Below are 16,013 nucleotides of genomic sequence, written 5' to 3' on the forward strand. Positions count from 1 at the left end.
TGAAGGCGCTGTGCCCGACGAAACGGGATCACCGGTCACGGCGCGTCGCGCCTGCCCGATGACGACAGCTACTGAACGATCGTCGCCTTCTTCACGTAGTCGAGGCGCGGGAAATCCTTGGCGAGATACGCATTGCCCTCGCGCTGCATGCGGCTCTGGTCGGGACCGCGGCCGCGCGGCGCGCCCTCGCCGTATTCGGCGTTGAGCTTGTCGACGACGTCCATGCCGGAGATCACGCGGCCGAACGGCGCAAAGCCCATCTGATCGAGATTGGTGTTGTCGACGAAGTTGACGAACACCTGGCTGGTGCGGGTGTTCGGTCCCGCCATCGCGAAGGTGATGTAGCCGCGCTTGTTGCTCTGCTTGACCGGATCGTCCTTGACCGGCTTGTCGCGCCACTGCGCCATCGTGTTCGGATTGCCGTTGATGCCGAACTGCACCATGAAGCCGGAGATGACGCGGAAGAAGCGCACGTCGTCGTAGAAGCCGCTCTTGACCAGATTGTAGAAGCGGTCGGCGCCGAGCGGCGCCCAATCGCGGTTCACCTGCACGACGAAGGAGCCCTTGGTGGTGTCGAACTTGACCTTGTAGGTCGCGGGCGCGGCGGCCTCTTGCGCGACGGCGGGCGCGGCGATCGCGCCGGCAAACAGCGACAAAGCGAGCGTCAGGATCAAGCGGCGGCTTTGCATCGTCATCCTCGTGTCAGGGGAAATCAGGCGCCGGCGCGGCCGGCGAATTTCTGCTTCAGGCGCGCAGCGACCGTCGCCGGAACGAAGGCGGAAACGTCACCGCCCATGCCCGCGATCTGACGTACCAATGTGGCGGTGATCGGGCGCACCAAGGGAGAGGCCGGCAGGAACACCGTCTGCACCGACGGCGCCATGGTCTCGTTCATTCCCGCCATCTGCATTTCGTAATTGAAGTCCGTACCGTCGCGCAGCCCGCGGACGAGGACCGTGGCCCCCTCCTTCACCGCGGTGTTCACGACCAGCCCGGTGAAGGTGATGCAGGTGAGCTCGCACTGGGCGGCCTTGGCGAGCGGCCCGCAGGTCTCCTCGAGCATCGCCAGGCGTTCCTCGGCGGTGAACAGCGGCACCTTGCCGGGGTGCACGCCGATGGCGAGCACCAGCCGGTCGGCGAGCCTGACGGCGTTACGGACCACATCGATGTGGCCGTTGGTCACCGGGTCGAAAGAGCCTGCGTAAAGGGCGGTTCTCGGCATGCGCGCCGGTCTAACCCGGCCCTTGTTCCCGGGCAAGGCACCCCGCCCCGCCCGGGCGAACTTTTAGCCCCGGACGCCGTTGAACCCGCAGGCCGGGTGTCACGACCAATGTTCGGGCAATCGAACAAGGGGCGCTATCATGCTGAAAACCGTTTCCGCCATCCTGACCGCCGCCGCCGTCGCGGCCATGGTCACCGTATTCTCGGCTCCGGCCAACGGTCCGGTCAGCGCCGGCCCGCTGCCGCAAAAGGAAGAAGCCGCGCTGAAGTCCTGCACGCAGGCGCCCTGGCCCTACAACACCTGCGCCGGCACAGCGGTCGGCAATGCCAAGGTCCGCCTGGTGACGACGGACAAACGTGGCAACGAGTAAACGAAGCGGCACGGGCTCTCCGCGTCATGGCCGGGCTTGTCCCGGCCATCCACGTCTTTAACACCTCGCATAAGGGCTCGTGGATGCCCGGCACAAGGCCGGGCATGACGGTCCTTGGACCGGAGGTGCTGATTTCCATCGGAAGCGCTTTGAGGCGGTCTCCGAACGTCAGCCTCCAAGAGGTGCCGGTCCAAGACTCCGCCGCGCGGACACGCAGATCAGCTCTGCAAGGCGGCCAAAACGCCCAGCGCTTGTTGCCCCTGTTGGACAGCCCGGCTATCTCCGCGCCTGAACGAGCGTAAGAGGCTCGCGCCACAACGAGCCCACGCCAGTCGATCGGATGCCGCGCCGGCGGCACAGCGATCGCATCGTGCCGTCCGACCCAGGTGATCCCTTGAACTTCCAAAGTCCGAAGAGCCCCGCGGCCGCGTCCAGTTCGTTCGCGGCGATGAAGTCGCCCGCCTATCGGCTGCAATTCGCGTCGTTCGTGCTGGCGATGATGGCCGACAATATCGAGCACGTGATCAGCTACTGGGTCGTCTTCCAGAAATTCCATTCGCCGGCGCTGGCCGGCTTTGCCGTGCTGTCGCACTGGCTGCCGTTCCTGCTGTTCTCGGTCGCGGTCGGCGCTTTGGCCGACCGCTTCGATCCGCGCCGCATCATCCAGTGCGGCATGCTGCTGTTCATCGTGGCCTCGACCGGCTGGGGGATCCTGTTCATCACCGACACGTTGACCATGTCGGCGGCCATGGTGCTGCTCGTCATCCACGGCTGCGCCGGCGTGTTGTGGCAGACGCCGAACCAGTTGCTGCTGTACGACATCGTCGGCCCCGCCGGCCTGCCGAGCGCGGTGCGCATGAACGCGATGGCGCGCTATCTCGGCGTGCTGGTCGGCCCGGCCGTCGGCGGCGCCATCATGCTCTCGCTCGGCCCCTCGCACGGCATCATCGTCAACACTCTGTTCTATTTCCCGATGCTGATCTGGCTGTTCTGGGCGCCGACCAGCGAGAAAGGCGCCGCGGCCAAACGCATGGCCGTGCGCGGCTTCGCCGACATCGTCGACACCATCCGCGCCATCGGCCCGTATCGCGTTCTGACCTCGATGACGCTGCTCGCCGGCATGACGTCGTTCCTCGTCGGCAATGCCTACAGCGCGCAGATGCCGGGCTTCGCCGAGGATCTCGGCCACGGCGATCCCGGCGTGTCCTACAGCATCCTGCTGGCGGCGGACGCCGCCGGCGCGCTGCTCGCGGGGCTTGCGCTCGAGGCCTGGGGACGTCTCAAGCCGACGGCACGCACGGCGATCCTGCTCGCCATTCTGTGGAGCCTGTCCCTGCTCGCCTTCGCGACGGTGTCGCATTACGCGGCGGCGATCGTGCTGTTGTTCTCGGCCGGCTTCTTCGAATTGTCGTTCAACACCATGGCGCAGGCCTTGGTGCAATTGAACGCGCCCGTCGACATGCGCGGCCACGTCGTCGGCCTGTACAACATGGCCGGTCTCGGCATGCGCGCCTTCAGCGGCATCACGGTCGGCGTCGCCGGATCGGCGATCGGCATCCACTGGTCGCTCGGCCTCTCGGCCGGCGTGCTGCTGGTGGCGTTGCTGGTGTTGTATCGGCGGGCGACATCACCGGTTTAACCCGGCCTTCTGGCCACGGCTAAAGCGCCAAAGCCGTCACCCTGAGGTGCGAGCCGCGCAGCGGCGAGCCTCGAAGGGCGACGGCCAAATCTTTTCAGGTCTTGGCCGTTCATCCTTCGAGGGCGGCCTGCGGCCGCCGCCTCAGGATGACGGGTCAAACGCTGTGCCGCGTCTCACGCCGAGTTCGACTCGAACAAGTCACTCGTCCTCCAACGCCCAACTCTGATTAAGATGCGCCACTTGGCTCAGGATTTCACTTTCGGCCATCGGCGGAAGACTCGGATGCATCGCTCGAATGCGCCAGTTTGGACCGGTGCCCTCGGGATAGAGGCGCTCGATCTCCACGCGCTGAACATCGTTAGAGGGCCAAGCCTTGGCGATTTTCTTCAGACATTCGCCCTCAATAAACGCCCGCGACTTTTTTGGCATCTCTTCCATAGATTGCTCCGCGCTTAAATCACCTCAAACACGCTATCCCGGCCGTCGTGCCAGCGACAGCCAGACGCCGCCGCCGATCAGCGCGAGGCCCGACAGACGGCCGAGCAGCTTGGCATTGGCCTTGCGCAGGAAGAAGTTGCGGCCCGCCGCCGCCATCAGCGCCCAGCCACTGTCGGTGACGCCGGCCATGAGCACCGACACCACGCACATCACCACGAGCTGATGCCCGGCCGGCAGGGTCGCATCGATGAACTGCGGCAGGAAGGCCGTGAAGAAGGCGATGGTCTTCGGATTGGAGATGGCGACGAAGAAACCGCGGCGGAAATAGACGCCGTGGCTCGGCGCCGTCGTGAGCGCGACGTCGCGCCCCGCATGCCGCCACGCCTGGATGCCGAGATAGATGAGGTAAGCCGCGCCGGCCCAGCGCAGCACTTCGAAGATCGCCGCGGTGTATTCGATGACGATGTTGAGGCCGAAGGCGATCGCCGAAATCAGCACGGCATTGCCGACGGTCGAACCCGCGACCGTCATCAGCGCCGCCCGCGTGCCGCGCGTCGCCCCGGTCGAGATGACGAGCGTGACGATCGGCCCCGGCGTGAGCACCAGGATCAGGGTGATGAGCAGGAAGGCGGAGAAGAGTTGGGTGTTCATCGTGGCCTCCAGTTTCTGCTGTCATCGCCCGCGAAAGCGGGCGATCCAGCAATCACCGGCTCCCATGATCTTCATCAGCGCCGTGGCTACTGGATGCCCCGCTTTCGCGGGGCATGACAGTGCCCTACTCGCTCTCTTCCTCGCTCAAGCGCTCGACCGACACCACGCGTTCGTCCTCGGCGGTGTTGAGCACGATGACGCCTTGCGTCGAGCGTCCGGCGATGCGGATGCCGGCGACCGTGGTGCGGATGAGCTTGCCCGCATCGGTGACCAGCATGACCTGATCGCTTTCCTCGACCGGGAACGAACCGACGATCTTGCCGGTCTTGGTCGTGAGCGACATGCCGACGATGCCTTTGCCGCCGCGGCCCGTGGTCCGATACTCGAACGAGGACGTGCGCTTGCCGAAGCCGCGCTCCGACAAAGTGAGCACGAACTGCTCGGCCGCCGAGAGCTCGACGTAACGCTGCTCGCCGAGCTCGATATTGCCGCTGTCGGCGATCTCCGGTGCCTCCTCGGCCTCGACCGGCGCCGCGCCCGCCTCGACTTCCGCGCCGGTGCCGCGCCGGATGGCGCTGGCGCGCTTGAGATAGGCCGCGCGCTCGTCGGCGGTGACCTCGAGATGGCGCAGGATCGACAGCGAGATGACCCGGTTGTCGCCGTCGAGCGCGATGCCGCGCACGCCCATCGACGTGCGGCCGGTGAAGACGCGCACTTCCGGCACCGGGAAGCGGATGCACTGGCCGCCCGCGGTGGTCAGCAGCACGTCGTCCTTCTCGGTGCAGATCTGCACGTCGACGATGCCCTCGCCCGGCGCAAGCTTCATCGCGATGATGCCGGAGCGGCGCACGTCGACGAAGTCCGACAGCTTGTTGCGGCGGACCGTGCCCTTGGTGGTGGCGAACATCACGTCGAGTTCGGCCCAGGTCTTTTCGTCCTCGGGCAGCGGCATGATGGTCGTGATGGTCTCGCCGGGATCGAGCGGCAGGATGTTGATCAGCGCCTTGCCGCGCGCCTGCGGCGCCGCCAGCGGCAGCCGCCAGACCTTTTCCTTGTAGACCTGGCCGGCGGACGAGAAGAACAGCACCGGCGTGTGCGTGTTGGCCACAAACAGCCGCGAGACGAAATCCTCCTCGCGCGTCTGCATGCCGGAGCGGCCCTTGCCGCCGCGCTTCTGCGAACGATAGGTCGAGAGCGGCACGCGCTTGATGTAGCCGAGGTGGGACACGGTGATGACCATGTCCTCGCGCTGGATCAGGTCCTCGTCCTCGACCTCGGATTCCTGCTCGGCGATCACGGTGCGGCGGGGCGTGGCGAACTCCGCCTTCACCTTCGCCATCTCGTCCTTGATGATGCCCTGGATGCGCGCGCGCGAGCGCAGGATGTCGAGATAGTCGGCGATCTCGGCGGCGAGCTTGTCCAGTTCTTCCCTGATCTCGTCGCGGCCGAGAGCCGTGAGGCGCTGCAGGCGCAGATCGAGGATCGCCTGCGCCTGCTCAGCCGACAGGCGCGTCGTGCCCTCGTCCGACACGCGGTGACGCGGGTCGTCGATGAGCAGCACCATGTTGATCATGTCCTTGGCCGGCCAGTCGCGCGCCATCAAGGCTTCGCGCGCCTCCTTGGCGTCGCGCGAGGCGCGGATCAGCCGGATCACCTCGTCGATATTGGCGACGGCGATGGCGAGGCCGACCAAGATGTGCGCCCGGTCGCGCGCTTTGTTGAGCAGGAACTTGGTGCGCCGCGACACCACCTCTTCGCGGAACGCGATGAAGGCGCTGAGCATGTCCTTCAGGTTCATCGTCAGCGGCCGGCCGCCGTCGAGCGCCACCATGTTGCAACCGAACGACGATTGCAGCGGCGTGAAGCGATAGAGCTGGTTCAGCACCACCTCGCGCTCGGCATCGCGCTTGAGCTCGATGACGACGCGGTAGCCGTCGCGGTCCGACTCGTCGCGCAGATCCGAGATGCCCTCGATCTTCTTCTCGCGCACCAGTTCGGCAATGCGCTCGACCATCGAGGCCTTGTTCACCTGATACGGAATCTCGGAGATGATGATCGCTTCGCGTTCCTTGCGAACGGTTTCGAAGCCGACCTTGCCGCGCATGATGATCGAGCCGCGGCCGGTGTGATAGGCGCTGCGGATGCCGGCTTTGCCGAGAATGATGCCGCCGGTCGGGAAGTCCGGGCCCGGCACGATGTTGTTGAGATCGTCGATCGACAAAGCCGGATCGTCGATCAGCGCCGAGCAGGCGTCGATCACCTCGCCGAGATTGTGCGGCGGAATGTTGGTCGCCATGCCGACGGCGATGCCGCCCGCGCCGTTGACCAGGAGATTGGGGAAACGCGCCGGCAGGACGACGGGCTCCTGCTCGTGGCCGTCGTAGTTGTCCTGGAAGTTGACGGTGTCCTTGTCGATGTCGTCGAGCAGCGACATCGCCGAACGCTCGAGCTTACATTCGGTGTATCGCATGGCCGCCGGCGGATCGCCGTCGACAGAGCCGAAATTGCCCTGCCCGTCGATCAGCTCGAGGCGCATCGAGAAGTCCTGCGCCATGCGCACCAGGGCGTCGTAGATCGCCTGGTCGCCGTGCGGGTGATATTTACCCATCACGTCGCCGACGACGCGCGAGGACTTCACATACTTCTTGTCCGGCGTATGGCCTTGCTCGTGCATCGAATAGAGGATGCGCCGGTGCACCGGCTTCAAGCCGTCGCGCACGTCGGGCAGCGCTCGCGACACGATCACGCTCATGGCGTAATCGAGGTACGAACGCTTCATCTCTTCGGTGATGGAGACGGGGCGGACATCGGAGGGCTGATCACCCCCCGATTTGGGAGTTTCGTTATCGGACAAGATGGCTTCCTGAAAGGTGCCTTAAGCGACCCGGTTTTGTAGCTGATTCACGGCGGCAAGGCCACCTCAAAACACCTCCCGAATGTGGTTATTCCTGGCGATTTTTCAATAGCTTACGCTAGGTTTTTAAGCGCGGCCGAAGGCCCCGCCGAAAGCGCGTGCCTGCGGCCATTTTTGCCGCCCGCGACGGCCGCAAAACCGCTAGGTTCGGCATCGCCATGCCGTTCGATTTCCTCGTTCCCGCGCTCGTCACCCTGGCGGTGGTCGTCGACCCCATCGGGCTGGTGCCGGCCTTCATCGGCATCACCGAGGGCTTGCCCCAGCCCGCCCGCCGCGCGGTGGCGCTGCGTGCCTGCGTCATCGCCGCGGCGATCCTCGCCGGCAGCGCGCTCGTCGGCGATTGGCTGCTGCGCTCGCTGTCGATCGGCCTGCCCGCGTTCCGCATCGCCGGCGGCCTGCTGCTGTTCTACATCGCCGCCGAAATGGTGTTCGGCGTGCGCACGGTGCGGCAGACGCAGCAGGCCGAGGAAGCGATCGAAGAGCATGTGCGCAACATCGCCGCCTTCCCGCTCGCCATTCCGCTGATGGCCGGCCCCGGCGCCATCACCGCGACAGTGCTGCTCGCCGGCCGCGCCAGCGGCGATCCGGTGCGGCTCACATTGCTGCTTCTCGTCATCGCGGTCGTGGTCGCGCTGTGCTTCCTCGCCTTCTTCGCCGCAAGCCGTATCGGCCGCTGGCTCGGCGTCACCGGCAACATCGTGCTGTCGCGCCTGCTCGGCGTCATCCTCGCCGCGCTGGCGGTGCAATACGTCATCGACGGCGCGCGGCTCGCAATCGCCGCCTGACCCCACTGGAATAGAGACATGGTCTATATCGAGATCGTCATCGTCCTGGCGCTGACCGTCATCAACGGCCTGCTGGCGATGTCGGAACTGGCGATCGTCTCGTCGCGTCAGGCGCGGCTGCGGGCGCTGGCCGACCGCGAGGTTGCCGGCGCGCGCCAGGCCGTTGCGTTGGCGGCCGACCCCGGCCGCTTCCTATCGACCGTGCAGATCGGCATTACCTTGGTCGGCGTCGTCTCGGGCGCCTTTTCCGGCGCCACCCTTGGCCTGCGGCTCAGCGAGATGCTCACCGCCGCCGGCCTGCCCCGCTTCATCGCCGACCCGGCCGGCGTCGGCATCGTCGTCGCGTTGATCACCTATCTGTCGCTGATCGTCGGCGAATTGGTGCCGAAGCAGGTCGCGCTGCGCAATCCGGAACGCGTCGCGGTCCGCGTCGCGCCGGCCATGACGGTCCTGGCCCGCTTTGCCAAACCGCTGGTGTGGCTGCTCAACACGTCGGGCCGCCTGCTGCTGCGCGTGCTCGGCGAGGACGCGCCGAAAGAAGACGGCGTCTCCGACGAGGAGATCAAGACCGTCATCGCCGAAGCCGAAAGCGCCGGCGTCATCGCCGCCGACGAGCGCAAGATGATTGCCGGCGTGATGCGGCTCGGCGACCGCTCGGTTGCCGGCGTGCTGACGCCGCGCACCGACGTCGAGTGGATCGATCTCAACGCCGATTGGGACACGATCCGCCGCACCCTTATCGACAGCAAGCATTCGCGGCTGCCGGCGGGCGAAGACGTCGACACCATGGTCGGCGTCGTGCAGACGCGCGATCTGCTCGCCGCCATCCTCAACGACGAGAACCTCATCAAGAGCGTGAGCGCGCGCGACTTCGTGTGCCCCGCGCCGATCGTGCACGACACCGCCGATGCGCTCGACGTCCTCGCGATACTGCGCGAGGCGCCGGTGCCGGTCGCGCTGGTGCACGACGAATACGGCCACTTCGAAGGCATCATCACGCCGGCCGACCTCATGGAAGTGATCGTCGGCGCCTTCAAGGCCGACACCGAGGCGCCGGAAGCCTTCCGCCGCGGCGACGGCTCGTGGCTGCTGTCGGGCTCGCTGCCCGCCGACGAGATGGCCGATCTCTTGGGCCTCACACTGCCGCAGCACCGCGACTACGAGACCGTGGCCGGTTTCGTCCTGGCCGAGCTCGGCCGCATTCCGACGACCGGCGAAAGCGTCACCGCGCATGGCTGGACCTTCGAGGTCGTCGATCTCGACGGCCGCCGCATCGACAAGGTGTTGGCGAGCCGCCTCAATACCCGCCGCCGCGCGCACTGAGGCGCAACGGCCGACAGGAACCCGACCGGCCGACGCCTGTTGATCTCGCTAGTTGCCGCCGCGAGAACCTCAGATGAAATATATTCAGTTCCTGGCCCTGGTCTTGACCACGCTGGCGTTGGTGCCAGCCGGTGCGCATCTGTTGGAACTGGCCAACAAGATGGAACTGGCGGAGACGGATTACTTCATCGTGCAGACCATCTATCGCGGCTGGGCGTTGCTCGGCACCGTGACGATCGCTGCACTCCTCGCCAACCTTACGCTGGCCATCGCGACGCGCGGCCAAGGTCCTGCTTTCGCGTTCGCGGTGCTGGCGTTCGTGTGCATGGCGGCGAGTCTCGCCGTCTTCTTCGCTTTCACCTATCCGGCCAATGTGGCAACCGAGAATTGGACCGCCATTCCCGCCGGCTGGGAGGCGCTGCGGTGGAAGTGGGAGATGTCGCACGCCGCCGGCGCGCTCATCACCTTTGTTGCGTTCTGCGCGACGGCTTTGTCGGTGCTTTCGGCGCGGCGCTAGGCCGCGCAATTGCGTCCACATGCGAAGCCCCCGATCGCCTACGCTTTCTTCTCGCGCGCGGCTTTGAAGCCGGAGACGAAGCGCGCCAGCGTGTCGGAGGTGACGCCGCGCGGCAGCATTACCTCGACCAGCGAGAACTTGCCGCGCCGCTTGACCGCCGCATCGAGCGCCTCGACCAGTTGCCGCCGCGTCGCGACGCGCTCGCCATGTCCGCCGATCGACTTGGCGATGTCGGCGAAGTGCCAGTCGCTGAGATTGTTGAAAGCCGACTCCGGCTGGAACGCGCGCAACATTTCCCAGCTGCAGTTGTTGAACAGCACCACGATCGGATCGAGCCCGTAGCGCTGGCAGTTGCCGAGCTCCCAGCCCGTCATCTGGAAGGCGCCGTCACCGACCAGGATCAAGGGCCGCCGGCCTGTCGCGGCGGCGACGCCAATGCCGGCCGGCACGCCAAAGCCCATGCCGGCGTAATAGCCCGGCGCGGCGAGCGCCGTGTTCTCGATCTCCATCGCCGTGAACAGGCAATCGCCGATATCGGCGGTCATCGGCATCGGCCCATGCTTGTCGAACAGGTCGTTGATCGCGGCGGCGATATCGGACGGCATGATCGCCGTGTCGTCGGCCTTGAGATCGCGCGGATAGCGCATCGCGCCGCGCGCGAGCGCCTTGCGCGTCCGGCCCGTCCCCGCCCGCGCGATCAAAGCGCCGATCAACGCCTCGAGCGGCATCTCATGATAGACATGATGGCCGATGCGTACCTCGCGGTCGATCGCCAGCATGGTGTGGCGCGGATCGAGCACCCGCTGCGACAGCGCGAAGTTGGTGTCGGAGAGAATGACGCCGAGCAGCAGCAAGGCGTCCGCATCCTCGACCAGGCGGTTGATGCTCTCGTCGCCGGCCGCGCTCAAATACGTGCCGGCGACCACATCCGGCGCATTCTCCATGAGGCCCCGGCCCATGAAGGTCGTCACCACCGGCAGCCCGAGCTTGCGCGCGAGCTGCGCCACCTGCTCCTCGACGCCGTAACGCCTGATCTCGATATCGACGATGATGGCCGCCGACTTCGCCGTCTTCAGCCGCGCCACGATCTCGTCGGCGCATTCGGCCAATGCATCCGGATCGGCCTCCGTGCGCGGCAAAACGGGCACTTCCTCGCAAGGCGCCGCCACCATGTCGCGCGGGAATTCGATATAGACCGGCAGCGAGCGCTCGCGCGCGCTGCGCAGCACGCGCGCGATCTCGGCCGGCGCGGTCGCGGCATCGTTCAACACGGCCTGGTCGCAGGTGACTTCCTTGAGCACGGCGAACTGCGTGTCGACCGTGCGCGCCTGATGATGCAGCATGAAGCCGCTGCTGCGCTCGCGCGCGCCCGGCGCGCCCGCGATCAGCACCACGGGCGAACGCTCGGCATACGCGCCGGCGATCGCATTGACCGTGTTGAAGGCGCCGGCGCCATAGGTGACGACGGCAACGCCGAGACCGGCGTGGTAGCGCGCGGCCGCATCGGCGGCGAAGCCGACGCCGGGCTCGTGGCTCAGTTCGTAGTGCGGCAGGATGTTGCTCTCTTCGATCACCTTGTAGAGCGGCAACACGAAGTCGCCCGGGATGCCGAAGATTTCCCGGGCGCCATGATCTTTGAGCCCCTGCAACAGGGCGCTGGCCAATGTGGGCATGACGAAGTCCTGAATGGATCGTGGATGGCCGCCGTCGAGCGGTCGCTGTTGACGGCCGTTGTTGGCAACCACTGTGCCAGATCAAAAGGACTCCGTCATTCCGGCACGTCGGAGCCCCGGAATGACGCCATCACAGCGTATTCCGCATGTCTTCCGCTTCTTGCCCACTGAAACCGACGAGGACATTCGGTTGCCGCCGGCGCAACGCAAAGCCCCGCGCTGCGCGGCAGCGCGGCCATCGCTTCGCAAAGTTCGGGGGAGCGCCCCGCCCCTACATCGCCGGACAACGCATCTTGTTGGGCCGCCAGCGCACGACGCGGACCGGTGTGCCGAAGCACAACGAAACATCGCCGCTCTTAACGCCGACGACCGTCACGCCGGTATTCACCGGTACGGCCGGCACGGCGCCGATCAATGAATAGCTTTGCGCACCTGTGCTGAGCACCGTGCAGAACGGCGGCCAAAACCGCGCGCAGCCCGACAACGTAATCGTACCGTCGTCGGCGCGTTTCTTCTTGGCCGCATCGGCATGACCGACCATGCCGACCAGCAGGCCCGCGCCGAGCGCGATAGCCAGACCTTGACGTAACATGATTGCCCTCCCGGATCGGCGCGCGCAAAACCGCGCGAGCCCGCCCCATCTAAGCACGCAACCACGCGTTGCTTCAATCGAGCGCCGCAGCACAGCCCAATGCATCAGGCCCGCCCCTGTGCGGGACGGGCCTGAGCTCTTTGCGATTTTATGCGTGTTGTCGGCGCCCGCTTTACGCCGCGGCTCAGAACGGAATCTCGTCGTCCATGTCGTCGCGGCGGCCACCACCGCCGCCGCCGGCCATCGCCGGCTGCCGGCGCTGGCCACCGCCGCCGCTCGGTCCGCTCGAGCCGAAATCGTCGCTGCCGCCGAAGTCGCCGCCGCCGCTGCTGCCGCCACCCGAACGGCCGTCGAGCATGGTGAGGTTGGAATTGAAGCCCTGCAGCACGACCTCGGTCGAGTAGCGGTCCTGCCCGTCCTTATCCTGCCACTTGCGCGTCTGCAGTGCGCCCTCGAGATAAACCTTCGAGCCCTTCTTCAGATATTGCTCGGCCACCTTGGCGAGCCCTTCGCTGAAGATGACGACACGATGCCACTCGGTCTTTTCCTTGCGCTCGCCGGTCGCCTTGTCCCGCCACGTCTCGGACGTCGCGATGCGCAGGTTGACGATGGGCCGGCCGTCCTGGGTCCGGCGGACCTCAGGGTCGGCGCCCAGATTGCCGACCAGAATGACCTTGTTGACGCTACCAGCCATGATGCTCTCCGAGGGGCGGCCGCGGCTTCCGTCTCCCGTTGGACGAGATCGGCAGCGGCCGCCGGTTATGGCCTCTCCCGCCGTGGACGAGGCCCAAAATTAACTTTTCACCCTAGACCCCGCCGTCCGGGCGGCAAGCCGGATTGCGCCTAATCCACAGCAGCTTCCGGGGTGGCGACGCGGTTGTACCGTGCCTTTAAAGCCAAGTCATGTTCTTTTTTTGTTCGCGGTTGCGTTAACTATTTATGCAATTGATTCGATTGAGAAAATACAATTCGCTGTTGCGCAATAGCCACAGCGCGAATCATCCACAACATATAAGTTCCCGCTACCAGTATGAGTTGTCCTTTTCGATCGAAGAACTCATAGGAGGTCAAATATGAAACGTGGAATTCTCTCGGCGTGCGCGGCGGCGGTGCTGGCGGCGGCGGCGGCGGTACCATCGTTCGCGGCCGACATCCCCCGCCCGGTCTACAAGGCGCCGGTCTATGTTGCCCCGGTCTTCACCTGGACCGGCTTCTATCTCGGTATCAACGGCGGCTACGCCTGGGGGCACAGCGACTGGAACAACACCCCCATGGGCAACGTCAGCCTGAATGCAAAAGGCGCCATGGTCGGCGGCACGCTGGGCTACAACATCCAGACTGGCAACTTCGTCTTCGGTCTCGAAGGCGATATCGACGCCACCTGGATCAGCGGCTCGAGCCAAGCCGGTGCCAACGGCACCGTATGCACCGGTCCGAACAACTGCGAAAGCAAGAACACTTGGTTCGGCACCGCGCGCGGCCGCATCGGCTTCGCCATCGATCGCTTCCTGCCCTACATCACCGGCGGCGGCGCCTTCGGCAACATCAAGGCGACGCCGAACTTCGGCGGCTCGGTCAACAAGACGCAGTTCGGCTGGACGGCCGGCGCCGGCGTCGAATGGGCCTTCAGCGGTCCCTGGTCGGCGAAGCTCGAATATCTCTATGCCGATCTCGGCAAGATCACCTGCGGCGCCGACGTCTGCGGCGTCGACACCAACGTATCCTACAAGACGAACCTCGTCCGCGCCGGCGTGAACTACCGCTTCTGAACAACCGTCGTGCCCCGCGGGAGATGCGGCCCGCGTGGTGCGCAAAGATGCAGCAAGAGGCCGGCGTGAATGCCGGCCTTTTCGCTTTGATGATCGCCAACGCGGTCCCCCGCGACAACACCCTCTCCTGCCGACGAGCGCCGCGATCCACTCACTGAGGCCGCGCCACGAAACCGTGCACAGTGCCCGACAGCACGGTCGATCTTTGAGCACGCCAGCCGCCGGGTTCCGGCGCACCATCCTCGCCAGAGAATGAAAAGCGTTTCAGCCGGGGTGGTTAGCGCATCCATTGCGTCTGGCACGATGCATGCTTGCTCTACCGGACCGCGGACCCCTGACACAGACTGCGCGTGAAAGGCGCCCCCGGCTTTTGGAATGACGGAGGGCTATTGTGGACAAGCAACCTCGCCTTCTCCTCGACAATGTCTCGATGGTGTTCGAGCGTGCCGGCCAATCCTTCACCGCACTCGCACCGGTTGACATCAAAGTTCCCGCCGGCCGTTTCGTCTCAGTGATCGGTCCCTCCGGCTGCGGCAAGAGCACCATTTTCAACATCGTCGCCGGCCTGCAATTGCCGACCACGGGCAACGTGCTGATCGATGGCGACAACGCCACCGGCACGATCGGCCGCGTCGCTTATATGCTGCAGAAAGATCTGCTGCTGCCGTGGCGCACGGTTGTCGACAATGTCGCCCTCGGCATGGAGATCCGCGGCGTGCCGATGAAAGAAGCGCGCGAGCGCGCGCTGCCGCTGCTGCAGCGCTACGGCCTCGGCGGCTTCGAACACAGCCATCCGTCAGCGCTGTCCGGCGGCATGCGCCAGCGCGCGGCCCTTCTGCGCACCCTGCTGATCGATACCGACGTCGTGCTGCTCGACGAGCCGTTCGGCGCGCTCGATGCGCAGACCAAGGCGCAGATGCAGGAATGGCTGCTGCAACTGTTCGAGGACTTCGGCCGCACCGTCATCTTCGTCACGCATGACGTCGAGGAAGCCGTGTTCCTGTCCGACGACATCTACGTCATGGCCAGCCGGCCCGGCCGTGTCGTCGACATCATGCCGGTCGACCTACCGCGGCCGCGCGACCGTTCGGTCGTCAGCACGCCGCGCTTCGTGGCCATGAAGAAGTATTGCCTCGACCTACTGCATGGCGAAGCGGATGCGCCGCTCGATCCCGAACCGGTCGCGGCCTGACGATGCACCGGCCAACACGCGGAGTATAGCGGGACGATGAACACCAAGGCCCTCACCGACACCGTCATGAATGCCACGCGCGACCGCGCGATGCCCGCAACGCCGACACGCCAGCGCCGGGTCGTGCGCAGATTGCCGGTGCAAAAGAATTGGCCGCCGGCGGTGATCGCGGCAGCGCAGTTCGGCATTTTCGTCGCGCTGCTCGCCCTGTGGGAAGTTGCCGCCGACCTCAAAGTGATCGATCCGTTCTTCTGGTCGCAGCCAAGCACCATCTGGTCGACGCTGGTCGTCTTCTTCACCGAAGGCAACGCGTTCACCGATATCGTTTACACCTTCGAGTCGACGCTGATCGGCTTCGTATTGGGCACGGTCGCGGGCGCCCTGCTCGGCATGTCGTTCTGGTGGTCGCCGAACTACGCGCGCGTCATGCAGCCTTACGTGGTCTGCCTCGAATCCATCCCGAAGCTGGCGCTGGCGCCGCTGATCGTCCTGGTCTTCGGCATGGGGATCGGCTCAAAGGTGGCGATCGCCATCGCGCTGACGATCGTGGTGTCGACGCTGACGGCCTATGCCGGCGTGCGCGCGGTCGACAAGGATCAGGAGCGCCTGTTCTACTCGATCGGCGCCAGCCGCTGGCAGGTCTTCAGCAAGCTTGTCGTTCCCTCGTGCGTGCCTTGGATCATTTCGATCCTGCGCGTCAACATCGGGCTCGCTTTGACCGGCTCGATCGTCGGCGAGTTCGTCGCTTCCGAGCACGGCCTCGGCCGCACCATTCTCTACGCAGGCTCGACCTACGAGATTTCGCTCGTCTGGGTCGCCGTGCTCGTGCTCGCGACGCTGTCGATGGTCATGTACGTCATCGTCGGCTGGATCGAGAAAGTGCTTCGCAAGGGTGTCGACCGCTGAGGTCTCCGGTTCTTGCGTATCG

16 protein-coding genes are annotated in these 16,013 nt (G+C 65.6%); 8 read left to right on the forward strand and 8 right to left on the reverse strand.

The window, feature by feature from the left end; translation table 11 throughout:
- Nucleotides 1-68 precede the first annotated feature (68 nt).
- Together DW352_RS05740 and coaD are read right to left on the reverse strand one after the other, a co-directional pair.
- On the reverse strand, nt 69-689 hold the full coding sequence (locus DW352_RS05740; RefSeq protein ID WP_115694257.1) for a peptidylprolyl isomerase: 621 nt from the start codon (nt 687-689) through the stop codon (nt 69-71).
- Nucleotides 690-712: 23 nt separating this feature from the next.
- Nucleotides 713-1,222, reverse strand: coding sequence for a pantetheine-phosphate adenylyltransferase (gene coaD, locus DW352_RS05745; RefSeq protein ID WP_115689348.1), 510 nt, complete (start codon nt 1,220-1,222; stop codon nt 713-715).
- Between the two features lie 139 nt (nt 1,223-1,361).
- Between coaD and DW352_RS05750 the strand changes: the two genes are divergently transcribed.
- Together DW352_RS05750 and DW352_RS05760 are read left to right on the forward strand one after the other, a co-directional pair.
- Nucleotides 1,362-1,592, forward strand: a complete 231-nt coding sequence (locus DW352_RS05750; RefSeq protein ID WP_115689350.1) for a hypothetical protein — start codon at nt 1,362-1,364, stop codon at nt 1,590-1,592.
- A 448-nt stretch (nt 1,593-2,040) separates the two neighbouring features.
- On the forward strand, nt 2,041-3,231 hold the full coding sequence (locus DW352_RS05760; RefSeq protein WP_115694258.1) for an MFS transporter: 1,191 nt from the start codon (nt 2,041-2,043) through the stop codon (nt 3,229-3,231).
- 198 nt (nt 3,232-3,429) lie between these two features.
- On the opposite strand, the gene DW352_RS05765 is transcribed toward DW352_RS05760, so the two are convergent.
- The 3 genes from DW352_RS05765 to gyrA all read right to left on the reverse strand — a co-directional run bounded on the left by DW352_RS05765 (nt 3,430) and on the right by gyrA (nt 7,174).
- Nucleotides 3,430-3,669, reverse strand: a complete 240-nt coding sequence (locus tag DW352_RS05765; RefSeq protein WP_115689354.1) for a hypothetical protein — start codon at nt 3,667-3,669, stop codon at nt 3,430-3,432.
- A gap of 33 nt (nt 3,670-3,702) precedes the next feature.
- Nucleotides 3,703-4,320, reverse strand: coding sequence for a LysE family translocator (locus DW352_RS05770; RefSeq protein WP_115689356.1), 618 nt, complete (start codon nt 4,318-4,320; stop codon nt 3,703-3,705).
- A gap of 124 nt (nt 4,321-4,444) precedes the next feature.
- Nucleotides 4,445-7,174, reverse strand: a complete 2,730-nt coding sequence (gene gyrA / locus DW352_RS05775; protein WP_115689358.1) for a DNA gyrase subunit A — start codon at nt 7,172-7,174, stop codon at nt 4,445-4,447.
- Between the two features lie 218 nt (nt 7,175-7,392).
- Here gyrA and DW352_RS05780 point away from each other — a divergent pair, with 218 nt between their 5' ends.
- The 3 genes from DW352_RS05780 (at nt 7,393) to DW352_RS05790 (ending at nt 9,859) form a co-directional block, all read left to right on the forward strand.
- Nucleotides 7,393-8,019 (forward strand): MarC family protein, encoded by a 627-nt coding sequence (locus DW352_RS05780; RefSeq protein WP_115694259.1) that lies wholly within the window; start codon nt 7,393-7,395, stop codon nt 8,017-8,019.
- 18 nt (nt 8,020-8,037) lie between these two features.
- The gene (locus DW352_RS05785) at nt 8,038-9,342 is read left to right on the forward strand and encodes a hemolysin family protein (protein ID WP_115689360.1); all 1,305 of its coding nucleotides are present in this window, start codon (nt 8,038-8,040) and stop codon (nt 9,340-9,342) included.
- Between the two features lie 73 nt (nt 9,343-9,415).
- A complete protein-coding gene (locus tag DW352_RS05790) occupies nt 9,416-9,859 on the forward strand; it encodes a DUF1772 domain-containing protein (RefSeq protein WP_115689362.1) in 444 nt (147 codons plus the stop codon).
- 38 nt (nt 9,860-9,897) lie between these two features.
- Here DW352_RS05790 and ipdC read toward each other — a convergent pair whose 3' ends face one another.
- The 3 genes from ipdC to DW352_RS05805 all read right to left on the reverse strand — a co-directional run bounded on the left by ipdC (nt 9,898) and on the right by DW352_RS05805 (nt 12,818).
- Nucleotides 9,898-11,532, reverse strand: a complete 1,635-nt coding sequence (gene ipdC / locus DW352_RS05795) for an indolepyruvate/phenylpyruvate decarboxylase (RefSeq protein WP_115694260.1) — start codon at nt 11,530-11,532, stop codon at nt 9,898-9,900.
- A gap of 271 nt (nt 11,533-11,803) precedes the next feature.
- Complete coding sequence (locus tag DW352_RS05800; RefSeq protein WP_115689364.1) at nt 11,804-12,124, reverse strand: hypothetical protein; 321 nt, start codon at nt 12,122-12,124, stop codon at nt 11,804-11,806.
- A 184-nt stretch (nt 12,125-12,308) separates the two neighbouring features.
- The gene (locus tag DW352_RS05805; protein WP_115689366.1) at nt 12,309-12,818 is read right to left on the reverse strand and encodes a single-stranded DNA-binding protein; all 510 of its coding nucleotides are present in this window, start codon (nt 12,816-12,818) and stop codon (nt 12,309-12,311) included.
- Between the two features lie 379 nt (nt 12,819-13,197).
- On the opposite strand from DW352_RS05805, the gene DW352_RS05810 reads away from it, so the two are divergent.
- The 3 genes from DW352_RS05810 to DW352_RS05820 all read left to right on the forward strand — a co-directional run bounded on the left by DW352_RS05810 (nt 13,198) and on the right by DW352_RS05820 (nt 15,991).
- Nucleotides 13,198-13,893 (forward strand): outer membrane protein, encoded by a 696-nt coding sequence (locus DW352_RS05810; RefSeq protein WP_115689368.1) that lies wholly within the window; start codon nt 13,198-13,200, stop codon nt 13,891-13,893.
- Between the two features lie 391 nt (nt 13,894-14,284).
- Nucleotides 14,285-15,085 (forward strand): ABC transporter ATP-binding protein, encoded by an 801-nt coding sequence (locus tag DW352_RS05815; RefSeq protein WP_210209936.1) that lies wholly within the window; start codon nt 14,285-14,287, stop codon nt 15,083-15,085.
- Between the two features lie 36 nt (nt 15,086-15,121).
- Nucleotides 15,122-15,991: an ABC transporter permease gene (locus tag DW352_RS05820; protein ID WP_115689372.1), complete on the forward strand. Its 870-nt coding sequence runs from the start codon at nt 15,122-15,124 to the stop codon at nt 15,989-15,991.
- The last annotated feature ends 22 nt before the right edge of the window (nt 15,992-16,013 follow it).

It is taken from the genome of Pseudolabrys taiwanensis, from assembly GCF_003367395.1.
GTDB classification, from domain to species: Bacteria; Pseudomonadota; Alphaproteobacteria; order Rhizobiales; family Xanthobacteraceae; genus Pseudolabrys; species Pseudolabrys taiwanensis.